The organism is Mesorhizobium sp. RSR565B, assembly GCF_054719465.1.
The window spans coordinates 5,333,823-5,356,907 of record NZ_JBTTIE010000001.1; the positions used below are offsets into that span (position 1 = coordinate 5,333,823).

Sequence of the window (23,085 nt, forward strand, 5' to 3'; positions counted from 1 at the left end):
GACCCCGCTTTTTGTCGCTCCGGTATCTGTCCCGGCGATTAGTTGGCGGCTTTGGCCTTGGCCTGCTCGTCCTTGAGCTTCTTGGCGAAGTCCTGGTTGTTCTTGACGACGAAATCCTGAAGTTTTTTCTGCCGATCCTCGATGTCCGACTGCTGCAGCGGCGCGCCGTCAAAGGCGCCGCTGAAGCCGGTCAAGGCAACCTTGATTGGATTTGGCTGACTCTGGAAGTTGATCGAGGTCAGCGTGATCGCCTGTCCCTTCTTGAAGGACGCGACGAGCGCGTCGGTCAGCGGCACTTCGGCAACGCAACGGTCGGCGAAGCAAATGACATAATCCAGCTTCGTCGCCTTGCCGGCGTCTATCTGCAGGGCGATGCCGGGGGGCACCAGGCGACCTGGGGGAACCGTGACCTGGAAGACCTTGCGGTTTACCTTGCCCTTCAACTCGATCAGGCTGACCCCGGTGACGAACTGGCCGTTGCCGGCAGTGATGATGTTCTGGACATTGCAGATGTCGACATCTTCCTGCTTGGTGCAGGCCTTGAACCAACCCTGCGGAATCTGTTGCTGTGCCGAAGCGGTGGGAAGTCCGGCGCCCAGAAAGCCGACCACGCCCGCGGCCAGGACCGAAAGGCGGTATGCGTTGCTGTTCAGGCTCGTCATGTCGTGCATTTCCTCTCAAATGATCCCGGGACCGGCTTCTTCGCGCCGTGTGGTCCTGCTACCTGTTGCCGAATTGAGGCAACAGAATGACTTCGGAGCGCGTGTTACACTGCATGAGCAGCCGAATCCAGCCCGCCGCCTGCAATTCTTGGCCTCGCAATTTGGGTCGTGCGATTTGGGTTGATGTATCTGGCCGGAGCGCCGCGGCGCCATGTTAGGGTGCACTCCGAATCATCAAGCCGCCCAGTAAGGAGACGGTCATGGGCCGCATTCTTGTTTGGCTGATCGCCGCAATTTCGTTCTTCGCCTTTGCACCCGGCGTGGCGATGTCGGAACCGAAACATGCCATCGCCATGCAGGGCGAGCCGGCGCTGCCAGCCGACTACCAGCATTTCGACTACGTCAATCCCGATGCGCCCAAGGGCGGCAACATCACTTACTGCGTCGTCGGCAGCTTCGACAATCTGAACCCGTTCATCCTGAAGAGCCTGCGCACCACGGCGCGCGGCATGCAGGACCTCATTTTCGGCAATCTCGTCTTCGAGCCGTTGATGATGCGCAACTACGACGAGGCCTTCAGCCTCTATGGCCTGCTCGCAGACACAGCCGATATGGATCCCGAGCGCAAGTGGATCGAGTTCCATCTCAACCCAAAAGCGAAGTGGTCGGACGGTGAGCCGGTGACGCCGGATGACGTGCTGTTCACCTACGATGTCTTCACCGACAAGGGCCGCCCGCCCTACAGGGATCGCATGAGCCTGATCGCCAAGCTCGAAAAGACCGGCGATCACAGCGTACGCTTCACCTTCAACGACAAGGCCAATCGCGAGACCCCCTTGATCATCGCGCTGACGCCGATCATCCCAAAGCACGCCTTCAACAAGGATACCTTCGACAAGACGACGCTAAAGCCGGTGATCGGCAGCGGTCCCTACACCATCGACAAGGTGCAGCCGGGACAGCGCATCGTCTTCAAGCGCAATCCGAATTACTGGGGCAAGGACATCCCTTCCAAGCGCGGCTTCGACAATTACGACCAGATCACCATCGAGTACTTCCTCAACGCCAATGCCAAGACGGAAGCGTTCAAGAAAGGCATCTGCGCCATTTACGATGAGGGCGATCCGGTCAAGCGCGAGCGCGATATCGATTTTCCCGCCTTCCATCGCGGCGAGGTGATCGCCGAGACCTTCGACACCGGCATACCGCCCGTGGTGACCGGGTTCCTGTTCAACACGCGGCTGGAGAAGTTTTCCAATCCGGAGGTGCGGCGCGCGCTCGGCATGCTCTACGACTTCGAATGGGCCAACAAGAACCTGTTCGGCGGCAAGTACACGCGCACGATGAGCTACTGGCAGAATTCCGAACTTTCCGCGCTCGGCCATCCCGCCAGCGACAGGGAAAAGGCGCTGCTGGCGCCCTACCCCGGCCGCGTGCCGGCCGATGTCATGGACGGCAGCTGGCGCCCGCCGGTGAATGACGGCACCGGCCAGGACCGCAAGGTGATGAAGGTGGCGTTCGACCTGCTGAAGAGTCAGGGCTACGCCGTTAGGGATGGTGTCCTGCTGGACCCAAAGGGAACTCCCTTCGGTTTCGAGATCCTGACGGCGTCGCAGGACGAGGAACGCTTTGCCGCCATCTATCAGCGCTCGCTGGAAAAGATCGGCATCGCGGTGACCATCCGCAGCCTCGAGGCCGACCAGATCCAGTCGCGCAAGCAGCGTTTCGACTTTGAGGTTCTTGTCGGGTCGAGCGGGTTCAGCAACTCGCTGTCTCCCGGTATGGAGCAGAACCTTCGCTGGGGTTCTTCAGAGGCCAAAAGAGAAGGTTCATTCAATCTGGCCGGCGTCGCCGATCCGGCGGTCGACGCGGCGATCGACGCGATGCTGAGAGCACGGACCAAGGAAGACTATGTCGCCGCCGTGCGCGTGCTCGACCGATTGCTGATCTCCGGCAATTACATGGTGCCGATGCAGTACAACGCGCAGCAATGGCTCGCTTACTGGAATTACCTGGACCATCCCAAAAAGACGCCCATATTCGGTTATCAATGGCCGACCTGGTGGCGCAAGCCGAACTGAGCGTGGCCGAGATCGGTCTCGCTGAAACGTTCGGCTGCAGGAGATCAAGATGAGCGATGACAATTCCATTACCGTCGACGTGGTTTCCGACGTCGTCTGCCCCTGGTGCTTCGTCGGCCAGAAGCGGCTGGATAAAGCGATTGCCGCTGCCGGCGACGTTGAGGTTCATGTGCGCTGGCGGCCGTTCCAGCTCGACCCGACCATCCCGCCCGAGGGCAAGGACCGGCGCGAATACATGCTGGCCAAATTCGGCAGCGACGAGCGCATCCGTCAGATGCATGCCCGCGTAGAGCCGCTCGGCGAAGCCGAAGGCATCGATTTCGCTTTCGACGCCATCAAGGTCGCCGCCAACACGCTGGACGCGCATCGTGTCATCCGCTGGGCCGGTGCCGCCGGTGAAGCCGTGCAGAACCGGCTCGTGCGCCGGCTGTTCCAACTGTATTTCGAGAAAGGCGGCAATATTGGCGACCACGCCGTGCTGATCGATGCCGCCCGCGAGGCCGGCATGGACGCTGCCGTGGTCGAAACGCTCCTGCCGACCGATGCCGACGTCGAGGAGGTGCGCACAGAAATCGCCACGGCATCGCGGATGGGGATCACTGGCGTGCCGTGCTTCCTGCTCGAAGGCAAATACGCCGTCATGGGCGCGCAGGACGCCGACACGCTGACTGATGCCATCCGCCAAGTCGCGGCCGCAAAGGCCAAGGGCGAGCTGGAAAAGGCCGGCTGACCGAAGTTATTTCACCGTCACCTTGGCTTTGCTGAGGAAGAAGCCATGCCCGTTGCTGCCCGTGCAGGTCAGTCCCTTGGTTGACGACTGGCAGGTAAACGGCCCTTTGCTCCAGCTGTTGCCATAGGCCAGCTTCGCGACATCGCTGCAGCAGCCCTGCTCTCCCGGATTCTTGATCAATGTCGCCGGGCCGTTCGGCCCAAGGATCACGGTGACGTAGCTGGGCTCGACGCGCGAACAGCTCAGTTCCGGACCGCCATCCTGTGGTTCGTAGGTGCTGGTGCCGCCCTTCGGCGTGTAGATGCAGCCGATGTTGCCGGACGGAGCATTGAACTCGATTTGCCCTTCGGCGCTTGCCGGAATGGTCTGGCTGACGGCATGCGCAAGAGGCAGCCAGGCAAAGAGCGTCACCATTGCGGGAACGGCTGCGCGTGCAAGCATTGGGGAGCTTCCTTGTTGGGGACCGGACATGCATCGGTGCCGACAGTGCCCGGCAAGGTTCATTCCAGTGCGCTTGATTGTCAAACGGTGTTGAGCTGCAGCTAAAAAGCGCGTGCCCCCTCATGAACAGTCGCTTTACAGGAGCGACGATCTTGCGTGCCCAACCGTGATGGCCGGTGAAATGATTCGGGCGACCTGGGGCGATCACGGACGGCAATTTTTCGGGCGATCCGGTTAGCGCGCGGTGGGAAAACCGGCCGACGGGCAGGCCTTTTGGTCACAAAGCCGTGTATGAGCCTTCCCTCAGGGAATATTTTCGCACATCTGAGCGTTCTCGCAACACATTGAAACAAAGGACAAATTCGGCCCAAAGACGGCGGTCTCGCAGCACCAACTGTTGCCTCATGGCAACGGGGGTGGGCTGCCTCACATTCGTCGGCATAAAATTCATAGAAAATGATCAATTGGTGTTACTATCCGTAACAAAACTAAAAAAGGTTTGGGCGGGATTGTGATTCGGGTCGACAGACCGCGACGTTCAATATCGGCACTTTGGAACCGCGACGCCCCCGCCGGGCCGTCGCCCCTGACGCCAGTATCATCGATGCGGACCTTCTGGGGACTGATGCGGGCCTACTGGTTCTCGGACCGGTGGAGAGAGGCCTGGGCTCTTACCGTCGTCCTCGCACTCATCATAGCCCTGTCGAGCAAGGCCGACGTCTGGTTTACCGTGTTGGCGGGCGAACTGGCAGCCTCAATCGCTTTTTTTCACGACGCCGCGAATACCACGCCCCTTGAATCGGTGCTTACCAATGCCGGCCTGCTTGTGCTGCTGGTCGTGTTCAAGGACATGGGAATCATAGGCGCCTGCAAATTTGTATCGGCGACATTGCATCGCAAATGGCGCGCCTGGTTGAACGCGCGTTTCAATGCGGCGCTGCTCGATACCAACCATACGCACTACCACGCTCAGAATGGCTCGCCAGATGCGCCAGCGCCCGACAACATCGATCAGCGCGTGCAGGAATCGATCAAAGACATGGCGGGCGGCGCCATCGGGCTTGCCCAAGGTGTCTTCGGCGTCTTCACCTCACTTTATTTTGTCGGCGGCGCTTTGCTGGCGAATTCCGTGGAGGTAAAAGGCCTGGATGCCCTCGGCAGCTATGGCAGCGCCGTCCTCGCTCTGCTGGCGGTTGCCATCTATGTGCCCGTCAATACCTGGATCGCGATCAAACTCGGCGGAATGCTGGAGTGGCTCAATGTCAGGATGCAGAAGGCCGAAGGCACCTATCGCAGCGAGCTGATCACCTTGTTGCGCCGCAGTTTCCATGTGTCGGCGTCGCAAGGCGAAGACGTGCAAAAGACGATACATGGACGGCTCTATCTGGATATCGATACCACCTGGTCGAAGCTCAACATCGTCAACACCCTCTATGCGGGATTCGAATCGGTCTATAATTTCGTCGGGGCCAAAGTTGTCGCCTACGGACCTGGTCTGGTGCCGTTCATCCACAACGGCGTCGACCTCAAGGGCTACATAACCGGTTCCGAGCAGGTCAACGCGCTGATCAGCAAATGTTCCTGGTTCATCCATGTCATGCCGAGTCTCGCCACCTTGCGGGCCAACAGCCAGCGCGTCATTGAATTGGCGCACGCCATTGAAAACGTCCAACAGCCGCAGGAATTCTACAGCCAGACCGGCCGTTCCGATTTCCACTATGCCAGCCAGAACCCGGTCTTCGGCCTGACCATCCAGAAGCTTGAACTGGCGCATCAGGGTGAAGACGCCACGCCGTTCCTGAGCGCAGCCAATCTGCGCTTTCGGCGCGGCGAGTGGGCATTCCTCAAGGGCGAATCCGGCTGCGGCAAGACTTCGCTGATCAAGGCGATCAACGGCTTGTGGCCTTATGGCCGCGGCACCATCGTCTTCCCTGACGGTGTGAGGAGCTTCTATGCCGCCCAGGAGGTCAAGCTGCAGCAGGTGTCGCTGAAGCAGCTGGTGTGCCTGCCCGGCTCCGAGGACGACTATGGCGATGCGCAGGTCGCGGCAGCCCTGCACAAGGCCGGCCTTGGCGATTTCATCGAACACATGGCCGATGAAAGCCGCGAGGGAAAGATCTGGGACCAGCTGCTGTCCGGCGGCCAGAAGCAGAAGCTGGTGGTGGCCCGCATCGTGCTGCAGCAACCGGGACTGCTGTTCCTCGACGAAGCGACCGGCGCGCTCGATCCGGATGGCAAGATCGCCTTCCACCAGGCCATCAAGGACAACTGTCCCGATGTCACGGTGATCAGCATCATGCATGAGGCGGTGGCGCCACGCTCGGCCTCGGGCGAGGAATTCTACCACAGCGTGGTCGCGATCGCCGACGGCGTCGCCACCAAGAGGCCGCTTGTTCCGAACCTTCCGCGCGAGCTCACCACCATCCTTACGCAGCCGCGGCCGGTCGAGGACAAATGGATGCGTTTTTCACGCCGGCTGAAGCAGAAATAGCAGCCACGCCGAAGCGCGTTCCGCCACTGGCGGCGGGGCACTCGCTCCCTCCCCCTTTAATAATCATCACAGTCTCGCGATTGGGCGGCTCCCGGCTGTTTTCCGCCACCCCCGCGATTGACTCGCCAAGATGCGCTCCTATGTTGCGCCCGCTCGCTGAATTCCAACTCGAACCCGCGAGCAGAAAGGTCACCGCGCCATGCCTGGCGACAGTAGTCGAACGCAACCGCCGTCCGCCTCGATGTGACCTCTAACGGCTCACGTCCCGCCGGACGGCAAGGAGTGAGCCATGAACGAATTTACCCCCGTCGTAGCAAGCGACGATGCCGTCGCTATCGCGCGTATCCTTGCCAATGATCACGTCGCCGATGTCGTCGAGGCCCTGAACCGGGAATCTCGCGATACCGCGATAGAACTGCTTTGCGAAATGCCGTTCGAGCGGCTGGTCGAGATCTTCGACCAGCCTGAACTCGACGGCGCCTCCGATCTGGCCGAGGCGCTGCCGCGCGCCAAAGCGTGCAAGCTCCTGACCGCCATGTCGGTCGACCGCGCCGCCGATATCCTGCGCGAACTGGACGAACCGGCGAGCTCCGAGCTGCTCGGCGGGTTGGTCCCGCCGCTGCGGGCAACGCTGCTTTCCATTCTCGGCTATCCCGAAGGCAGCGCCGCCTCGATCATGACGACCGAATTCGTCAGCGTGCCGTCGGACTGGTCCGTCGGGCGCACGCTCGACTACATCCGCAAGGTGGAGCGGACGCGGGAGACCGTCTACGCCATCTACATCGTCGATCCAGACACGCATGTGCTGGTGCGCTCGACCGGCCTGCGCCGGCTGATCACCGGCGAGCCGGACGATCCGATCCTGTCGGTGGCGCCGGATCGCGCCCCGGTGACGGTGACGCCGCTGACCGATCGCGAGACACTGGCGCAGACGATCTCCAAATATGACCTGCTCTCGGTTCCCGTCGTCGACGACGGCAAGATCCTCGGCATCGTCACCATCGACGACATCATCGACATCATGATCGAGGAGACGACCGAGGACGCGCACCGTTTCGGCGGCATGGAGGCGCTCGACGAGCCCTACATGAAGATGAGCTTTCTCGCGATGATCAAGAAGCGCGGCGGCTGGCTGTGCGCGCTGTTCATCTCGGAGATGCTGACCGCCAACGCCATGCAAAGCTATGAAGGCGAACTGGAGAAGGCGATCGTGCTCACTCTGTTCATTCCGCTGATCATGAGCTCGGGCGGCAATTCCGGTTCGCAGGCGACCTCGCTCGTCATTCGCGCGCTGGCGCTGCGCGAGATCGGCCTTCGTGACTGGTGGCGGGTGGCGTTGCGCGAATTGCCAACCGGCCTGGTACTCGGCGCCATGCTTGGCGTGGTCGGCATCTGCCGCATCGCGCTCTGGCAGTATATGGGCTTCTACGATTATGGGCCGCATTGGCCGCTGATCGCGGCGACCGTGGGGGCAGCCCTTGTCGGTATCGTCACCTTCGGCTCGCTGTCGGGGTCGATGCTGCCGTTCGCGCTGAAACGGATCGGCTTCGATCCGGCGAGCGCCTCGGCGCCGTTCGTCGCCACGCTGGTCGATGTCACCGGCCTGGTGATCTATTTCTCGGTGGCGCTGGTCATCCTGCGCGGCACTTTGTTGTAATAAGCTTCAGGCCTCCCATCGCGGTGGCACAGCGGCTGCCATGGGGGGTTCTTCAAGATCGAGCGCGCGGGCGTCAATCGACCCGCACGCCGTTCTTCACGCGGTAGGTGGGCTTGTACATGGTGACCAGTTCCTCCGCTGCCGTCGGGTGGACGGCCATGGTGCGGTCGAAATCATCCTTGGTGACGCCGGCCTTCAGCGGAATGCCGAGCAACTGCGCCATCTCGCCGGCGTCCGGCCCGAGGATGTGCGCGCCGAGCACTTTTCGCGTGGCGCCATCGACCACCAGCTTCGTCAGCATCCTTTCGTCGCGGCCCGACAGCGTGTGCCGCATCGGCCGGAATGTGGCGCGGTAGATTTCGATATCGGCGTAGCGCTTGACGGCATCGTCCTCGGACAGCCCGACGGTGCCGATCTCCGGCTGTGAGAAGACGGCGGTCGGAATGGTGTCGTGGTCGGGCGCGGTCGGATTGCCCTTGAATGCGGTCTCGATGAAACACATGGCCTCGTGGATCGCCACCGGCGTCAACTGCACGCGGTTGGTGACGTCGCCGATCGCCCAGATGTTGTCGATGTTGGTGCGGGAATATTCGTCGACAACGATGGCGCCGGTTATGCCGAGCTCGATACCGACGCCTTCCAGGCCCATATTCTCAGTGTTTGGGAGGCGGCCGATGGCGAGCATGACCTGGTCGATCGTCAGTACCTTGCCGCCGGTGACCAACGCATCCAGCCTGCCGTCCGGCCGTTTGCGGACCCATTCCGACACGGCGTGGCAGAGGATCTTGATCCCCTTCCTTTCCATGGTTTCGTGCAGCATGTGCCGCAGGTCCATGTCGAAGCGTGACAGTATCTCCTTGCCGCGATAGACCAGCGTGGTGTCGACGCCCAAGCCATGGAAGATATTGGCGAATTCGACGGCGATGTAGCCTCCGCCCTCGATCATGATCGCCTTCGGCAGTTGCTTGAGGTCGAAAACCTCATTGGAAAAGATGCAATGCTCGTGACCGGGCAGCGCCGGGTGCGGCGCCGGCCGGCCGCCGGTGGCGATCAGGATCTGGTCGGCGGTGACGGTGCGGTCATCGCCCAGGAGATGCACGACATGCGGGTCGACCAGCATGGCGCGCGAGTGGAACGTCTCGCCGCCGGCGCCTTTCACGTTCTTTTCGTAGATCGCTTCCAGACGGGCAATCTCGCGGTCCTTGTTGGCGACCAGCGTCGGCCAGTCGAAGCTCGCCTCCGGCACCGTCCAGCCATAGCCGGCGGCGTCGGCAAAATGCTCGGGAAATTGCGAGGCATAGACATAGAGTTTTTTCGGCACGCAGCCACGGATGACGCAGGTGCCGCCATAGCGGTATTCCTCCGCGATGCCGACACGCTTGCCGAGCGCTGCCGCCACGCGCGCCGCTCTCACCCCGCCGGAGCCGCCGCCGATCACGAAGAGATCGTAGTCGTAACCGCCCATGCTGCTGTTCCTTGCCTCAAGAAATGTTTGAGACAGGTAGGCCGCATGAAGCCAAAAGAAAAGCCCGATTTCCACCGGGCTTTCTGGTCCAGCGGCAAGGATGCCGGTGGCGAAATCAGACGTCTTAGTTCTTCGGCGCTTCCGGCTGGTCACCGTCTGCGGGCGCATCGCCGTCGGCAGGTGCAGCGCCATCGGCAGGTGCAGCGCCATCGGCGGGGGCAGTTGCGTTATCCGGCGCAGGCGCGGCCGGAGCAGCGGCCTTCGCGGCTGCTGCCAGCGTTTCGCCGACCTGCTGGGCGAGATCGCGCGCCAGGCCGTTCTGCCAGATGTCGGCGGCCTTGACCAGTTCGCGCGTCACGTTGGGGCCGTTGTCGAGCAGCTTCTTGCCGGCATCGGAATTGTAGAAGGCGGCGATGTCGGTGAGATCCTTCTCGGAGAACACCTTGGCATAGGCGAGCGCTGCTTCCTTCTCCAGATCGGCACGGCGCGAGGCCAGCGCCAGTGCCTTCTCGCTGACGGTCTTGCCGATCAGCTCCTGCATATCAGGGTTCTTCTGGATGAGCTGCTGCTCGAGCGAGGCCGCTGCTTGCGGCAGGATGTTGTCGAACGAGTCGGTCGCGTGGATTGCCGTGACCGCCGCCCGTGCCGCCTTCAGATGCGATTCCGTGATCTCCTGCGAGAACGCCGGGGAAGAGAAGGCGAAAACGGCCGAAGCCGCCAGAACGGCGCAAAGATTGCGAACCCGGTTATGCAACATCATGATCGGTAGAACTCCCTGGTTTTCGGGCGGCATGGACGGTTTGGATGCCGTCGCCGCCGGCGATGATGGCCGCTGACGCCAGCCCGATGAAAAGACCATGCTCGACCACACCAGGAATGGCATGGAGAGCATTCGAAAGCGCTCTTGTATCCGGAATGCGGCCAAAAGATGCATCGAGGATAAAATGGCCGCCGTCTGTAACAAAAGGCTGGCCCCCCGTCATCCTCAATGTAACCGGGCCGGAAAGGCCGAGACTTTTGGCCGCTGCCGCGACCGCGATTTCAGTGGCGCGCAGGCCAAATTGGTTGACTTCGATCGGCAACGGAAACTGGCCAAGGGTGTCGACCATCTTCGAGCGATCGGCAATGACGATCATGCGCTGAGATGCCGCCGCGACGATCTTTTCGCGCAGCAGCGCGCCGCCGCCGCCTTTGATCAGCGTCAGCGCCGCGTCGATCTCGTCGGCGCCGTCGACGGTGAGGTCGAGCTCGGGCGTTTCCTCAAGCGTCGACAGCGGCACGCCGAGTTCGCGGCAAAGGGCTGCAGTGCGCTCCGACGTCGGCACGCCGATGACGGACAAGCCGGTGGCGATCTTTTCGGCCAGCAGCCGCACGAATTCGTCGGCCGTCGTCCCGGTGCCGATGCCGATGCGCATGCCGTCACTGACATGGGCAAGGGCAGCCCGCGCGGCCTCGACCTTCAACTGCCTCGCATCCATGCTCGCCCCGGGGATTTGGCTTGGTTCTGATTTTTCTGGATGCGCGCTCCTAGCACTTTTGCCCGCAGGGTCAAAGACTTTGGCTCGCACCGGCTTGCCTGAAAGAAGCGCAGCCGCTATCGCCTGCCTGCAATGCATCAGCCACAGGACAGGCCATGACCCAACCGATCATCGTGTTCGACCTCGACGGGACGCTGATCGACACGGCGCCGGACCTGCTCGACAGCCTCAACCACAGCCTTGCCGCCAGCGAGCTTGCCGCTGTCGACGAGGCAGGCTTCCGGCGTTTTGTCGGCCAGGGCGGACGGGTGATGATCGAGCGCGCGCATACCGCGCAGCAGAAATCCTTGGCAGTGGACGAGCACGACCTGCTGCTCAAGCTGTTCCTCGACCATTACACACTCAACATCCCCGGCAAGTCGCGCCCCTACCCCGGCGTGGTCGAGGCGATCGCCCGCTTCGAGAAGGCCGGCTATCTGCTTGCCATCTGCACCAACAAATACGAGGCGAATTCGAAAGCGCTGATCGAGGCGCTCGGCCTGACAAGGCATTTCGCAGCGATCGCCGGCCAGGACACGTTCGCCTTCCGCAAGCCCGATCCGCGCCATCTCACCGAAACCATCCGGCTCGCCGGCGGCGACCCGCACCATGCGCTGATGGTCGGCGATTCACAGACCGACATCGACACGGCCAAGGCCGCCGGCATTCCGGTTGTCGCCGTCGATTTCGGCTACACCGACCGCCATGTCCGCGAATTCGAGCCCTCGGCGGTGATTTCGCATTTCGACGCGCTGACACTCGACCTGGCGGAACGGCTGATTGCAGCGGCGGCCGGCTGAACGAAACGGGCGATTGCGCGGCAGCGCCTGCCCTCGCCTATTTCAGGCATAGAAGGCAGGCGCATCGCCTTGACTTCACAACCCTGCCTCCCTTATATCGCGGCTCGCTTGGCCTTCGGGCAACGAGCGGGCGATTAGCTCAGCGGGAGAGCACACCCTTCACACGGGTGGGGTCGCAGGTTCAATCCCTGCATCGCCCACCATCTACCTTCAGAACCGGTTGGATGATTTGACCCGCACAGCTTTCTCACAAAAGAGCTGCTGGGGCGTAGGTGGTTTGGATTCACGCCCTAAGTCTCCTTCGTTCATTTCTCGATTTGGTGGGCAAGGAATTCCTCTCGGTCTACCTTGGGCGATTCTATTCAGCGGCGCAGATGCCACAAAGGCGCAAGGCTCAAAGCGCGATGGCGGCAAGGAACATGATCCCACCTTCGACACGTTGTCGGATGGTGAGTAACTTGGCGAACCCGTATTTACCGGCCGCTCCGTGCGTCGCCTCGTTGAACACATGGAACAGTTGAAGAATGTCGTCGATGTCCTTCTCAACGAATCCCAGCATTTCCGGCGAGTCGGCCCCCTTCTTTTTGAGTAGGTATCGAATTTTGGCGCGTCTCGAAGGAGTGGTTCCGTTAGGCGACATCTCGCACGCGCCGTCTGCGGCAATAACGTCTTCGTTTTCCGCCCATCTTTCCAGAATCTCTGTGAAAATTTCCCGCACACTCGTGCAGAAATGGCGGCCAGCATCGGTATTGGCCGGATTGAGCGCGAAAAGCGCACCTTTCCATCGGTCGGAGAGATCTTGAGAGAAACCCGCAAGATATTCGAGGATACCGCTGTCGGAAATGGCGTCGGGGTCGGTAGGAGTTGCAGAAGTGAACGCTTCCGCAACGGTTGCGCTATTGCTGGCCTCGCGTTCGGAGAGGGCCAAAAGATCTGCGACCCCCGATGATCGCTGAGTGTCACGCTCAATCCGATCGTACCGCTCGTTCAAATCATACGTTGATGTTCTGACTTCGACGTATGTAGTGGTCGTTTGGTTTCTTAGAGCGGCAATCTGGCGACGCCGTTGCTGTTCGACTTGGGCGTTGTGCGTCCGAACCCATTGATTATACTTATTGACCGCAGCTCTGGCGTTTTGGTTGTGCTGTCGAATGGCACGGTTGAAGTCGTCAGTGACCTTTTTGTTGTGCCGGTTCACACGGTCGAGCTCTGCCTTGTTGGCACGGTTGACGCGATTGACCTCATTTTGAATTTTCGCATTCTGCTGCCGCGCCCAACTGTTATACTGTGAAGGCGTCATTTTTCGAGCCATCAGTAGAACTCCCTTCCCCTAGCTTAGGTGCAAATAAGTGGGCACCGTCGCAAAAGCAAACAAGGTTGTATTTGATTGATGCGGCAAACGATGGCGCACTCCACGCTAGACTTGCCATCGTCACCCTCCGTGACGCTGACACCCATCAACGGCGGTTAGGACGGTTGACCGCCATCCTGGATTTGTGGGCATCGCTTGGGCGCCGCTACGCGCTGCGTTGAGCCGCGGGCAACAGCCAAACTTAGGGAATATTCTCCCTGAGCCAGGCTGTCGCTTCTGCGTCGGCTTGTCCCTCTGAATACGCCTCGCAGTGCGACACCACTTGCTTTCTCATGTTGAAGGTAATGTGGACGCCCAGAGTGTAGTGGTAGCCGCCGCCTTCGGCCGTCATACCCTCCAGTTTCCAAACGTCATCGCCGTCGTCGACATTTGGGTGGCGCTTGGCTTCCACCACAAGGACGTTCTCATCTTGTGCGCCGACCTTATGCACGATGATATCTGGAATGATAGGCGCCTCCTTCATCGCGCCGCCCTTCAGGTAGTTGAGCCTTTTCTGAATGGATTCCCGGCGGTCATAGAGGTGGCTGACACGCAGGCCGGGATAAAGTTCGTACATGTGGCGAAAGAGTTCGCTCGTCAGAACTGGTTCTCCTGGGTTTGTCTTGATGAAATCCTCGTCCGCTAAGAGCTGAAGCACCGCTTTGATAAACGGGGCCAGGATTGCCTTCTTCTCTTCAAGAGTGGCCACATCACCCTCCCAGCCTGCCTCCAATTTCTTCTTCGAAAATCATACTGTCCGACGCATAGATAGCGGCTATACAAATACCATACGCTTAGGGACAGTGACCTGAGCCAGACATGCCATCATCCCGGCGACATCTATCAGGTAGTGAGCTCAATCCAGTTGTCAGAACAAAAACGAGAGAATCGCAGAAGCTCCGCTAGGCTCGTGTATGCCTCGACTTCAGAAATAGTCGTTTTCATCCCATGTGCAGCATCATCGCGCCAATATTGAAGCACGGACATTGCCGCGTGCAGCGGGCGCGTTAGGTGCTCAGGTAGCCCGTGGACTGCCATCGTCATTACGCGGCTCCGCCCCTTGGAACCGGCATATGCGTCTAATACTTTTGTTTCGTTTTTCACTTTTCCGATGGCGACAGCCAGGAGCACCGACTCTGCTGCTGCGCCCGCCAAAACGCACGTTGCGAGATAGTTGCCGTTACGGTGACAGCTTATTGCTTCCGTAGATCGTTGCTCGAACCCTTCGCCTAGGAGTTTTGAGAAAGAGCGAAAAATGGTTGCCATCCGGCTAGGGTCAATCGCGCTACGACGTTGATCGTTCTTTAGCCACTCATACCCCAGCGTGGTAATCGAATAGCCGTCCGCGCGCAGACCGTCCATTGAAACGCCAGCAGCGGAATGCTGCCCCGGACGAAGCACGCCAATTCGGCAAAGTTCCCAGGCCGCGTCATAGAATGGGACGTATCGCTCAGGCTCTATCGGCGAGGTCTCCCGGTAGTGTCTTTGAACGATATGGGCGACCCATATGTCGCATTGATACGTGTTTGTCCGCGCAGAGCCGATTTGGTGACCAGTCAGATTGGCGAGCGCTGGAGCAATCGCAGCGCAATGGTCAACGACAATGCCAAATGCCTCGTCAAAACCCATTGTCAACCCCAAAGCACCTTTCTAGCACAAGTTCGGAATTTTGGAGCGCCTCGCCAAGTAACGTCCCTCCCTGCATCCCCCACGATCTGCTCCCTCGACACTGCACTCCAAGCCCTAACAACTACAGCTCGCCCCCTCACCCCCAAAATTCTTCTGCGCGAAGTTCAGCGCGCTTGAGTAGCTGGTATAGCTCTGGAACTGGCAGACATCGGAGCCATTGCGCACCTTCATCTGCTCGAGATCCCAGAACGAAACCTCGATGTGATCGTTGGCGCAATAGACCGTGTATTTTTCAGGCTCCAGCGCGCTGGCTTTCTGCAGCGGCATGGAGACGGCAGGAATGGAAAGTGCTGCAAATGCAAGCATGACGGCGTGGCGTGTGCGCATGAAAAACCCCTGAGTGAAACCGGCCCGTATTATCGCCGCTATTTTGAAACGCTGCATCACGGCTTTTTGACGAACGACTTTCTTTCCGATGCTCGGCTCGCAGCCGGCAAACTCCCTGTTTGACGCAATTCCCAAGGGAAAGCGCTTCGCGCTTTTCCCGGGAAAACCGTTTCACACTTTTCCTGGAATTGCTCAGATGCTGATCCAGATCTCCAGCGTGTTGGCGCCGATAACCGGTACCGCCTGGGCGGTCACTTTCTGGCCGGCAGCAGTGAGGTCGGCGGCCAGCAGCTCGGCGGCGCGGCGGTCGGCGTCGACATCCGGATTGTAGCGCACCTCGTTCTTGCCGGCGGCGGCGGCGACCCGTTCTTCGCCGGGCTTCGGTATGCCCCAGCCCAAAGCGCGCATTTTTGCGGAAAGCGCCTCGGCGTCCTCGCGCGCCATTCCGGCGAACTGGACGTAAACCGTCTGCGTGCTCGGCTGGATATGGAGCCGCTCCTTCAGAGTGTTGAGCGCGTTGCGATCCTGGTCGCCGATGATCGTCTGGGGCCCCGCTGCCGACACGATGAGATCGGCAACCGCCCGACGCGCCCCGGCGAACACAGGCACCCAGTCCGGGCGTGCCCAGAATTCAGTCGGAACCCCGAGCAAGGCGTCAAGCACATTGCTGCGCCCCGCTTGTGTCAGCCCGGTCATGCTCTGGAGACCTGCCATCCCGACAAGGGCCGCCACAACCTTGCGTTTTTCGGACACAGGGAGATCCGGATTGCCAAGCACGGAGGTCAGTTCGTCACGCACTGCCTGCGCATCGTTGGCGCTGTCGAGCAACTTGAGGCGTGCGGCCAGATTGTCGGCTGCGGTTCCATTCGGGCCGGGATGCGTGTCCGACCATTCGATAAGATAGCCAAAATTGAGGCCAGTGCGGTTTTCGAGCTCAGCGACCGGGACACGGTACCGATCAGGGTCGAACTCATCTGTAGCATCGCCCGGAATGAGGAACGCATCAACGACGAATTGCGGCTCCCTCACCTCACCCTTCACAGCAGCAGACACGGACGAGACGGCGAGTTTCCAATAGGCATAGGGGACCGGCACGCCATCGATCGGGTGGCTGGTGGGCTTGAAGATGGTGCCGCTGAAGATGGTCACCTTGTTGGCCAGCGGGTTGTGCAGCGTGCGCACCCAGTTTTCGAGCGGCGCCCACCTTGTTTCGTAAAAAGCGCCGGACTGCGGCATCGTGTTGGGCAGGACATAGGTATACTGCGCCAGTCTGAGCGCCGCCGTTGCCGGATCTCCCGTGAATTCGGGGCCCCAGGCGATGTCGCTGGCATTCGCCAATCGCGCCGGCAGCCACCGCCGGTCCGGCCTGAGGTACCAGGCACGATCCGGCTGCAAATCGTGCAGCAGCCGACTATCATACCTCAATCCACCTCCGGTGACCTGCAGGGTCATCCTTTGCGACCGATCCAGATTGACCGCTGAATAGATGGCTATGCGGTGACTACGGCCCATGACCAGCGAATAGTTGATGTAGTCCAGCGGTGTGGCCGATGCGTCGCGAGCCAAATCGCCGGTCAGCCGGGGCAAGCCGATCTTGGCCTGGATGAAATCGACCTTGTAGCCTGTTGAACTGCTGGGCTGCTTGTCGATAGCTTGGCCGAGCAGCGGTTCAAGCGCACTCTGCAACGGCACCGGCAATTGGCTGATTGAGACCTCGCCGTTCTTGACCTGACCGGCCAGTTCGACAAGCACGGCCTGCCGTAAATCGGGTGTCAGTTCGTCTATGGCCATTTTGCCGAGTTTGAGCTGTTGGACCACCAGCACGATCGCGGACCGTAACGTGGCCTGCGTAGCTTGTTGCTCGGCGAGCCTCTTGGCCGCGTCGTCGGCATTCTTCAAGGCAACATCACGTGCTGCCTCAGCTTGCGCACGCGCATTTTCTGCGTCTTTCAGGGCGGCGTTAAGCTTGTCGTTGAGCTTCTCGATCTGGACTGCCTTCCTCCCGGCCCTCTCGCCTTCCGCAAAAGCATCATCTCTTTGAAGGAAGGCGAAATAGGTTGTTGCGGCCAGGATCAGGGCTGCCAGGCCGAACACGGCGATCAGCAGGTTCTTGCTGCGATCGCGCTGCTTCTGGCTGTCGGTCTCCGCCTTGGCGCTCGCCTCGACGAACTCGGCGATGTCCGGCCCCTGCGGCAGCTCCGCCGCCTCCTTCAGCGCTTCGCCGCGCAGGAGATAGCCGGGATAGCCGGTGTTCTTCCATTGCCGGGCCTGGGCGGCCACGCGAATGCGAAAGCGCTCGGTCAGTTCGTCCGAACTCAGTTCGTCGTCGGATGCGAAGCCGTCGCCGGATACGGCACCGTCTTTGGTCGTCACGACTACAGATTCAGGGACAGCGATGGCGATCGCCCCGGAATCGGTGATTTCACGCGATGCGGATTCGTCGTCGGCCGCAACGGCAACTGGCTCGGCTGTTTCGAGCCCACCACCGCCGGCGAAAGCGGCAAGACGTACCGGGCTGATGTCGGCCGAGGTGATGCCGGGACGCGTGACCAGTTCGGCGGACCAATAGTCGAGTATGCGCTGCGCCGCGCGCCGGTCGGATTCCCGTTCGATAGTGCTGCCCGCGCGCCGCGCCTTGGCCAGGAAGTCGCGGATGGTCCGGGCATCGGGGACAGTGTTGTCGATGCTGGCTTCCGTCGTCCCTGCGCCGGCCTTGTCGCTGCGCTTCATCGAGGGATCGACGGCTTCGTTGGCGCTTGCCATGCGCATCAGCTCGAGATGCGCAATACGAATGTCGCTCAGCGAGATAAAATCGGCCGATGTTTCGGTTTCGGCGCCTGTGGCTGTTTCATCGCTCATGACCCGAGGTCCTCAATGATCCTGTGCAAAGGCGTGGAGACGCGGACGATCGAAGCGCATTCCGTTTTCAGCGCCAGATCGACCTGGACGAAGCGTTGCTGGGCCTCGTCCCTATAGGCTTCGAAGGCAAGGATGAAGGCGGTGTCGACAGTCTCACGCGACAGCTGGTCGTTGACGTCGGTGGAGTACCCAGCGAGCATGCCCCGCCACTGCCCGTTGGGATCGAGATCGGCGAGAACCTTGACCTTCACTTCCAGGATTCGCCACAGCGGCGAGAACTGGAATGGCAGCGACTTGTCAGCCGCCGCGTCTGGCGCGCCTTCGACCGGCTCGATCATGTCGGTGAGGCTCACCAGCTTGTTGTCGACGTCCTGCCAGAGCTTGTGCTCGACGACGCGCGCATAGATGGTCGAGGACAAAACCTGGATCGCGTCATACGCGGCCCTTATCAAAGGGACTGACGGGTCATTGGTGGGAAGCTTTCCAGCGATCGTGTCCAGACCAGCCGCCAGAAGCCCGAAAGGCAGCTTCTTTGCCGTGACGAAGATCTGCTGATTGAGCCGCGACGGCCAGACGCGCAGCACATCGTACACCTCCAACAAGGCATCGTAAGCGTCACCGGATGTGTCCGGGATTGCGCTCTGCAGCTTCGCCGCCGCCTGCACGAGTTCATCGAGCCACGACTGCTCCATGTCGCGAAGCGTCGGCCCGGCGGGCAAAAGTGCGACCTTTTCGCTGGCGGATGCGCAGAAAAGCCTCAGCCGGTTGAGGAATTTACGCAGGACGCGAACCTGATTGAGATCAGAGCCCATGTCGCGACTTGCAATCATGAGGCTTTGGAGACTGCCGATGCCATATTGGAAGCTCTGCAGGCCATCATGCAGGTCTTTGTAGGCCCTGAGGACGTCGATCTGGCTGGTGACGGTGGTTAGCTCGTCGCCGGCAGCAAGTGCTGCTTGAATGTCCTTGGTCTGCAGGTTGACGGCGTCGAAGCCGGCAACCGCGGTGTTGACCCGATCGTCGGTAGTCAGGCCCGGCAGTTCAGGCGTCGGTTTCTCGCCCGCTGCGAGTTCTTCTAAATACGCTTTGCAGATGGCCGCGCATTGCGGATTTTGCTCCGCGATCTTGTCCATAAGCGGCTTCGACAAACGATTGGCCAAGGCATAGTCAAGGATACCGAACCATACTGTGAGAGCCGACCCCTGCAGGTTGATCGCGCCGGCGAGAATACCGGCGTCCTTGGTTACCCTCAACCAGTCGGGAGGCAATGGGTAGAGATCAGCCAGTTGAAGCCGGAGGTCGAAATAGGCGCTGATCTCTGAACTCCCCTGGCGTTCGGTGGCTATCTCTTTGGTTGACGCAACTCCGGACGGAAAACCGTTTCACACTTTTCCTGGAGTTGCTCTAAAGCGCGTCGCGCTGAGACGGATTCATGCGACGCGCTTTAAGTTTTTGTCTTGATGCATGTCGTTCTCTCAAAACCGGGGCCACTTTTGAGCGACATGCATTAAAATCCGTCACATCCGAAAGAATTCAAATGGCATAGTCTCAAATCGCGGCTGATATCGATACGCCGTCGGTCTGCGCACACCACCATTACACGGGCTTGGCCGCGAGGTCCTGAATGATGGTGTCGATCGCGATGCCTTCGTTGCGATAGTACGTGCTTTTGGTCGCCGCGTTGGGCTCGGTGAGCCAGCCTCCGCTGTGATGCAGCGCAATCAGGTTCCAGTCGGCGTCGAAGACCGGCGAGCCCGAGGAACCCGGCAGCGTGTCGGTCAGATACTGGACGCGGCCGCCGCCGACGTAGGCCACGACATTGGCGACGAATGAAATCTGCTTTTGCGCGCCGCCGGGATGCTGGATGATGTTGACGTGGTCGCCGATCTTGACGGCCATGGGTTTCAATTCCAGCTCGCCCCATTTGGAGGCGTCGCCCTTGATGCGGACGGCTGACCAATCATTGTCCTTGGAGGTACGAAGAGGCACGGCGGTGTCGATGTCGAACTGGTCGAGCGGCGCGTCGAGCCCGGCAACGGTGCGCTGATAGTTGAACTGGACCACCGTGCCCGCCAATGAAGCGTCATCAGGCAAGACATGGTTGTTGGTGATCAGTATCCCGCCGGTGGTCATGAAGCCGGTGCCGGAGCTGCCATCCGCACGCTTGATGCGCACCACCGATCTTGCCCTGATGAGGCCAAGTTCTAGATAGCTGATCGGCACCAGCGTGCTCTTGTCACCAAGGATTTTTTCGAGCTGGGCCGGCGCCGTCGCGCCGCTCCAATTGGCGGTCGCGGGGCCTTCGACCGGTGGCGGCGGGGCGTGCTGCTTTGCCTGCAGCAGTGCCTGGTCGCCGGGATTCTCATCGAGTGCAAAGGCGACGAGGTCGTCGGCCCTGGTCTCCTGCTTTGCGCGCTGGACAATCGCAAACCAGTTGTTGATCGCCTTGTTGTCAAAGGCGATCTGGGCCGTCGAAAGACCGACACCTTTGGCAACACGCACGCCGTCGCCGATCATCGGGTAGAGGTTGGCGAGGATGCGGTTGAGACTGTTCAGTTCGGATTGCGTCCATTCGGTCATGGGATTCCCTCCGACCCTAAGCCTTCTTCTTCCGCTTGCGCGACCCTGCCCGCATCGCAATTTCGGTGCCGCGCACCGTTTCGTACTGGTCGGCGTCGATCAGCGACTGATCGAAGGTGACACCGCTCATTTCGGAGATTTCGGTCAGTGGGTACATTGCGCCGACGAACTCGTCGGGAACGGCAAACTCCAGCTCCGTGTCTGACAGATCCTGTTCGAGCACGAAGCCGTAGCTGGCGATCCCGTCACTGACGCGGGCGACCACCACCTTCCAGAAACGGCGCGGCACCGGCGCGCGAAGACTGGTGCCTTTGGGCCCCTTGCCGGCAAAGGTCCGGTCATCATCGGCGAGGACCGGTCCGGCGAAGACGCAAAGCCGCTCGCTCGCCGCCTCGGACAGGACGTGGTTCTCAAGATCACCCCAGTTCTTCTCGCCGCTGTCGGAGCGGTTGTAGCCTTCGACCTGGGGTGAGCAGTTGGTGACATGGAAGGAGCAGACATTGCCCCTGAGCAGAAGCTCGAAGGTGCTGCCCCAGGCCACGTCATCGCGCCTGACGATATGGCCCTTGTCGAAGGCGCCCTGATCCTGGGTGTAGAAGACATCGGGGATCTGGTACTTGTCGTCGAGCCGCAGATCCGGGAACCAGCGCTCGCTGAACAGGCCGCCTCGCGAATAGTTGCGGCCCTTTTCCGGCTCGCGCAGGTTGCTCTCCTCGGTGACGTTGGAGGCGGTGAACAGCGCCAGCCGCCGCTTGGCGTGCATCTTGAGCGAAAAATTCTGGTAGTCCAGCCGCGTGCCCCCGTCCCTAAGTGGCGCCAGCACGGAGAGGTCGGTGGCCTCAGGCATGGGCACAATGACCGGTGCGAGTTTAGTGCCGCCAGAGAGAAATTTCTCGTCGTAGCCCTTATAGCCGGCATAGTCCGCGACCGTTTTGGGAACGAATGCGCCGCCTGGAGGGGTCGGCTTGGCCGCTTCGAGTTCGACCGATTCCGTGACCGCTTCATGGGCAGGCGTTGCGCCGAGCGAGACGGTGATGCGCAACGGCACTTCGAAGGTGACGCTGCCGCCCGGCGAAACGACGACGCCTCCGGATGAAGGCGTCTGGGTGGCGACGCCCGGGATCTGCTTGACGCCGCCGACTTCAACCAGGTTTACGCCCTCGGCCGGCGACCCACTGTCCGCCTTGTTCCACCATGCGCCCCAATCGTTGGGGCCGCCGCTGGCGGCGCCGGCGAAATTGAGGCCGAGGTCGACGACACGCTGGTCCTTGGCGAGCGCGCCGGTGGGCACGGCGTAGTTGCGCTCGAGATAGCGGCCGGCGAAATGCAGCGCCACGACCTCGCCGGTGGCGAGGTTGATCATGGCGGTGCCGGAGTTGCCGCCAGTGGTCGAGCAATCATGTGTCGCCGCGCTGACGATCTTGCCGAAACTCTCCGTATCGAAGCCGCCCTGCAGCATGCCCGGTTGCAGGCGCTTGACCTGGAAACGATTGCGCATGAGCTCGTTCTGGACATCGACCGCGTTGCGATTGTCGAACGCGGGATAGCCGATGGCGACGACTTCCTGGCGCAGCATATCGCGCGCGTCGGCGACCGCGAGCGACAGCGGCGTGATGTTGTCGGGCAGGCCTTCGACTTCGAGGATCGCCATGTCCCAATAGGGATGGATCATCCGGACATTGCGGATCTTGAAGACGTTTCCCGCCGCCGAATCGCGCTTGAAGTCGATGCCGGCGGCGCGGCCGTTGATGAATTGCAGATTGCGGTCGCCAAGGCCGTCCGCAAATATCTGCGCCACATGACGATTGGTCATCAACAGGTTGCGGCCGACGACGAAGCCCGTGCCGCCGTAAGGGATATTGGTGTTCCACAACAGTTCGATACGCCCGATCGCCGGCAGGGCGGCTTCGATGCGCTGCTTCGATGCGGCCTCGCTGGTAAGCTTCGTCCACAGCGAATGGCCAGGTGTCGGAGCGCCGTCGAAAGTCAGCGTCGTAAAGGTGCCATCCTTGATGTCATAGACCGGTCGCAACTCCGGGATGATTATGGCTTCCAGATCGGAAAGCTGCTCGGGCGCGACTTCGGCGCCCCGCGCGAGGCTCTCCATGCCAGCGCGCGCCGATTCAAACGCCGCCTCCGCCTTGCCGGCTTCCGCAGGCGCAAGGGATTCCAGAGCGCCGCCTGCCATCGTCTCCACGTTGCCGAGGACCGATTCAGTCCCCTCGCCCCCGGTGACGAGATCGAGATATTGACGGATTCGCTGCTCTCTGCTGACCGGCATAGTCGCCCCCAAAGGTTCTGTCCAAGTAAAGAACTGTATTGCCCCATTTTAGACTGGTGCAATTCTGACCGGCAGGCAAGGAAACAAATCAACTCGCGTCGAAGATGACCGGAGCGCAACGTCGGCATGTCTGTTTGCCCGCAGTCGCTCGCGC

At 60.8% G+C, this 23,085-nt stretch carries 18 protein-coding genes and 1 tRNA gene; 6 read left to right on the plus strand and 13 right to left on the minus strand.

Going from position 1 to position 23,085, the window contains the following annotated elements; all coding sequences use genetic code 11:
• Positions 1–38 precede the first annotated feature (38 nt).
• The gene (locus tag ACYG9R_RS25670) at positions 39–662 is read right to left on the minus strand and encodes an invasion associated locus B family protein (RefSeq protein WP_023668972.1); all 624 of its coding nucleotides are present in this window, start codon (positions 660–662) and stop codon (positions 39–41) included.
• A 260-nt stretch (positions 663–922) separates the two neighbouring features.
• Between ACYG9R_RS25670 and ACYG9R_RS25675 the strand changes: the two genes are divergently transcribed.
• A complete protein-coding gene (locus ACYG9R_RS25675; RefSeq protein ID WP_023820743.1) occupies positions 923–2,743 on the plus strand; it encodes an extracellular solute-binding protein in 1,821 nt (606 codons plus the stop codon).
• Positions 2,744–2,792: 49 nt separating this feature from the next.
• Positions 2,793–3,473, plus strand: coding sequence for a DsbA family oxidoreductase (locus ACYG9R_RS25680; protein WP_023688489.1), 681 nt, complete (start codon positions 2,793–2,795; stop codon positions 3,471–3,473).
• 6 nt (positions 3,474–3,479) lie between these two features.
• Here ACYG9R_RS25680 and ACYG9R_RS25685 read toward each other — a convergent pair whose 3' ends face one another.
• Positions 3,480–3,914, minus strand: coding sequence for a hypothetical protein (locus ACYG9R_RS25685; protein WP_023682515.1), 435 nt, complete (start codon positions 3,912–3,914; stop codon positions 3,480–3,482).
• A 604-nt stretch (positions 3,915–4,518) separates the two neighbouring features.
• On the opposite strand from ACYG9R_RS25685, the gene ACYG9R_RS25690 reads away from it, so the two are divergent.
• Positions 4,519–6,405 (plus strand): ABC transporter ATP-binding protein/permease, encoded by a 1,887-nt coding sequence (locus tag ACYG9R_RS25690; RefSeq protein WP_023682514.1) that lies wholly within the window; start codon positions 4,519–4,521, stop codon positions 6,403–6,405.
• 289 nt (positions 6,406–6,694) lie between these two features.
• Positions 6,695–8,062, plus strand: coding sequence for a magnesium transporter (gene mgtE / locus ACYG9R_RS25695; RefSeq protein WP_023820742.1), 1,368 nt, complete (start codon positions 6,695–6,697; stop codon positions 8,060–8,062).
• Between the two features lie 73 nt (positions 8,063–8,135).
• Here the strand turns inward: mgtE and gor are convergent, their stop codons facing one another.
• The 3 genes from gor to rpiA all read right to left on the minus strand — a co-directional run bounded on the left by gor (position 8,136) and on the right by rpiA (position 11,005).
• The gene (gor, locus tag ACYG9R_RS25700; RefSeq protein WP_023820741.1) at positions 8,136–9,527 is read right to left on the minus strand and encodes a glutathione-disulfide reductase; all 1,392 of its coding nucleotides are present in this window, start codon (positions 9,525–9,527) and stop codon (positions 8,136–8,138) included.
• 124 nt (positions 9,528–9,651) lie between these two features.
• Positions 9,652–10,287 (minus strand): DUF2059 domain-containing protein, encoded by a 636-nt coding sequence (locus ACYG9R_RS25705; RefSeq protein WP_023820740.1) that lies wholly within the window; start codon positions 10,285–10,287, stop codon positions 9,652–9,654.
• Complete coding sequence (rpiA, locus tag ACYG9R_RS25710) at positions 10,274–11,005, minus strand: ribose-5-phosphate isomerase RpiA (RefSeq protein ID WP_023710501.1); 732 nt, start codon at positions 11,003–11,005, stop codon at positions 10,274–10,276. Before rpiA ends, ACYG9R_RS25705 begins: the two co-directional genes overlap by 14 nt.
• Before the next feature lie 155 nt (positions 11,006–11,160).
• Here rpiA and ACYG9R_RS25715 point away from each other — a divergent pair, with 155 nt between their 5' ends.
• Both ACYG9R_RS25715 and ACYG9R_RS25720 read left to right on the plus strand, forming a co-directional pair.
• Positions 11,161–11,844 (plus strand): phosphoglycolate phosphatase, encoded by a 684-nt coding sequence (locus tag ACYG9R_RS25715; RefSeq protein ID WP_023824929.1) that lies wholly within the window; start codon positions 11,161–11,163, stop codon positions 11,842–11,844.
• Between the two features lie 128 nt (positions 11,845–11,972).
• Positions 11,973–12,047, plus strand: a tRNA-Val gene (locus ACYG9R_RS25720).
• A gap of 191 nt (positions 12,048–12,238) precedes the next feature.
• Here the strand turns inward: ACYG9R_RS25720 and ACYG9R_RS25725 are convergent.
• The 8 genes from ACYG9R_RS25725 to ACYG9R_RS25760 all read right to left on the minus strand — a co-directional run bounded on the left by ACYG9R_RS25725 (position 12,239) and on the right by ACYG9R_RS25760 (position 22,931).
• Complete coding sequence (locus ACYG9R_RS25725) at positions 12,239–13,156, minus strand: pPIWI-associating nuclease domain-containing protein (protein ID WP_023824928.1); 918 nt, start codon at positions 13,154–13,156, stop codon at positions 12,239–12,241.
• Positions 13,157–13,397: 241 nt separating this feature from the next.
• Positions 13,398–13,904 carry a hypothetical protein gene (locus ACYG9R_RS25730; protein ID WP_155923324.1) on the minus strand — a complete coding sequence of 169 codons (507 nt, stop codon included), beginning with the start codon at positions 13,902–13,904 and terminating at the stop codon, positions 13,398–13,400.
• Positions 13,905–14,038: 134 nt separating this feature from the next.
• Entirely contained in the window at positions 14,039–14,824 is a 786-nt protein-coding gene (locus ACYG9R_RS25735; protein WP_023824926.1) for a hypothetical protein, read from the minus strand.
• 114 nt (positions 14,825–14,938) lie between these two features.
• On the minus strand, positions 14,939–15,211 hold the full coding sequence (locus tag ACYG9R_RS25740) for a hypothetical protein (RefSeq protein ID WP_460221853.1): 273 nt from the start codon (positions 15,209–15,211) through the stop codon (positions 14,939–14,941).
• 192 nt (positions 15,212–15,403) lie between these two features.
• On the minus strand, positions 15,404–18,070 hold the full coding sequence (locus ACYG9R_RS25745) for a DNA/RNA non-specific endonuclease (RefSeq protein WP_023824924.1): 2,667 nt from the start codon (positions 18,068–18,070) through the stop codon (positions 15,404–15,406).
• The gene (locus tag ACYG9R_RS25750; RefSeq protein WP_196813624.1) at positions 18,067–19,338 is read right to left on the minus strand and encodes a hypothetical protein; all 1,272 of its coding nucleotides are present in this window, start codon (positions 19,336–19,338) and stop codon (positions 18,067–18,069) included. The genes ACYG9R_RS25745 and ACYG9R_RS25750 overlap by 4 nt, the downstream gene beginning before the upstream one ends.
• Positions 19,339–19,666: 328 nt before the next feature.
• Positions 19,667–20,650 carry a trypsin-like peptidase domain-containing protein gene (locus ACYG9R_RS25755; protein WP_023824922.1) on the minus strand — a complete coding sequence of 328 codons (984 nt, stop codon included), beginning with the start codon at positions 20,648–20,650 and terminating at the stop codon, positions 19,667–19,669.
• Between the two features lie 16 nt (positions 20,651–20,666).
• On the minus strand, positions 20,667–22,931 hold the full coding sequence (locus ACYG9R_RS25760) for a DNA/RNA non-specific endonuclease (protein WP_460221854.1): 2,265 nt from the start codon (positions 22,929–22,931) through the stop codon (positions 20,667–20,669).
• Positions 22,932–23,085 lie beyond the last annotated feature (154 nt).

Bases quoted from the DNA above. Each gene is read 5' to 3' on its own strand.
- ACYG9R_RS25670 (WP_023668972.1), bottom strand. From the start codon at position 662: ATGACGAGCCTGAACAGCAACGCATACCGCCTTTCGGTCCTGGCCGCG.
- ACYG9R_RS25675 (WP_023820743.1), top strand. From the start codon at position 923: ATGGGCCGCATTCTTGTTTGGCTGATCGCCGCAATTTCGTTCTTCGCC.
- ACYG9R_RS25680 (WP_023688489.1), top strand. From the start codon at position 2,793: ATGAGCGATGACAATTCCATTACCGTCGACGTGGTTTCCGACGTCGTC.
- ACYG9R_RS25685 (WP_023682515.1), bottom strand. From the start codon at position 3,914: ATGCTTGCACGCGCAGCCGTTCCCGCAATGGTGACGCTCTTTGCCTGG.
- ACYG9R_RS25690 (WP_023682514.1), top strand. From the start codon at position 4,519: ATGCGGACCTTCTGGGGACTGATGCGGGCCTACTGGTTCTCGGACCGG.
- mgtE (WP_023820742.1), top strand. From the start codon at position 6,695: ATGAACGAATTTACCCCCGTCGTAGCAAGCGACGATGCCGTCGCTATC.
- gor (WP_023820741.1), bottom strand. From the start codon at position 9,527: ATGGGCGGTTACGACTACGATCTCTTCGTGATCGGCGGCGGCTCCGGC.
- ACYG9R_RS25705 (WP_023820740.1), bottom strand. From the start codon at position 10,287: ATGATGTTGCATAACCGGGTTCGCAATCTTTGCGCCGTTCTGGCGGCT.
- rpiA (WP_023710501.1), bottom strand. From the start codon at position 11,005: ATGGATGCGAGGCAGTTGAAGGTCGAGGCCGCGCGGGCTGCCCTTGCC.
- ACYG9R_RS25715 (WP_023824929.1), top strand. From the start codon at position 11,161: ATGACCCAACCGATCATCGTGTTCGACCTCGACGGGACGCTGATCGAC.
- ACYG9R_RS25725 (WP_023824928.1), bottom strand. From the start codon at position 13,156: ATGGCTCGAAAAATGACGCCTTCACAGTATAACAGTTGGGCGCGGCAG.
- ACYG9R_RS25735 (WP_023824926.1), bottom strand. From the start codon at position 14,824: ATGGGTTTTGACGAGGCATTTGGCATTGTCGTTGACCATTGCGCTGCG.
- ACYG9R_RS25740 (WP_460221853.1), bottom strand. From the start codon at position 15,211: ATGCGCACACGCCACGCCGTCATGCTTGCATTTGCAGCACTTTCCATT.
- ACYG9R_RS25745 (WP_023824924.1), bottom strand. From the start codon at position 18,070: ATGAGCGATGAAACAGCCACAGGCGCCGAAACCGAAACATCGGCCGAT.
- ACYG9R_RS25755 (WP_023824922.1), bottom strand. From the start codon at position 20,650: ATGACCGAATGGACGCAATCCGAACTGAACAGTCTCAACCGCATCCTC.
- ACYG9R_RS25760 (WP_460221854.1), bottom strand. From the start codon at position 22,931: ATGCCGGTCAGCAGAGAGCAGCGAATCCGTCAATATCTCGATCTCGTC.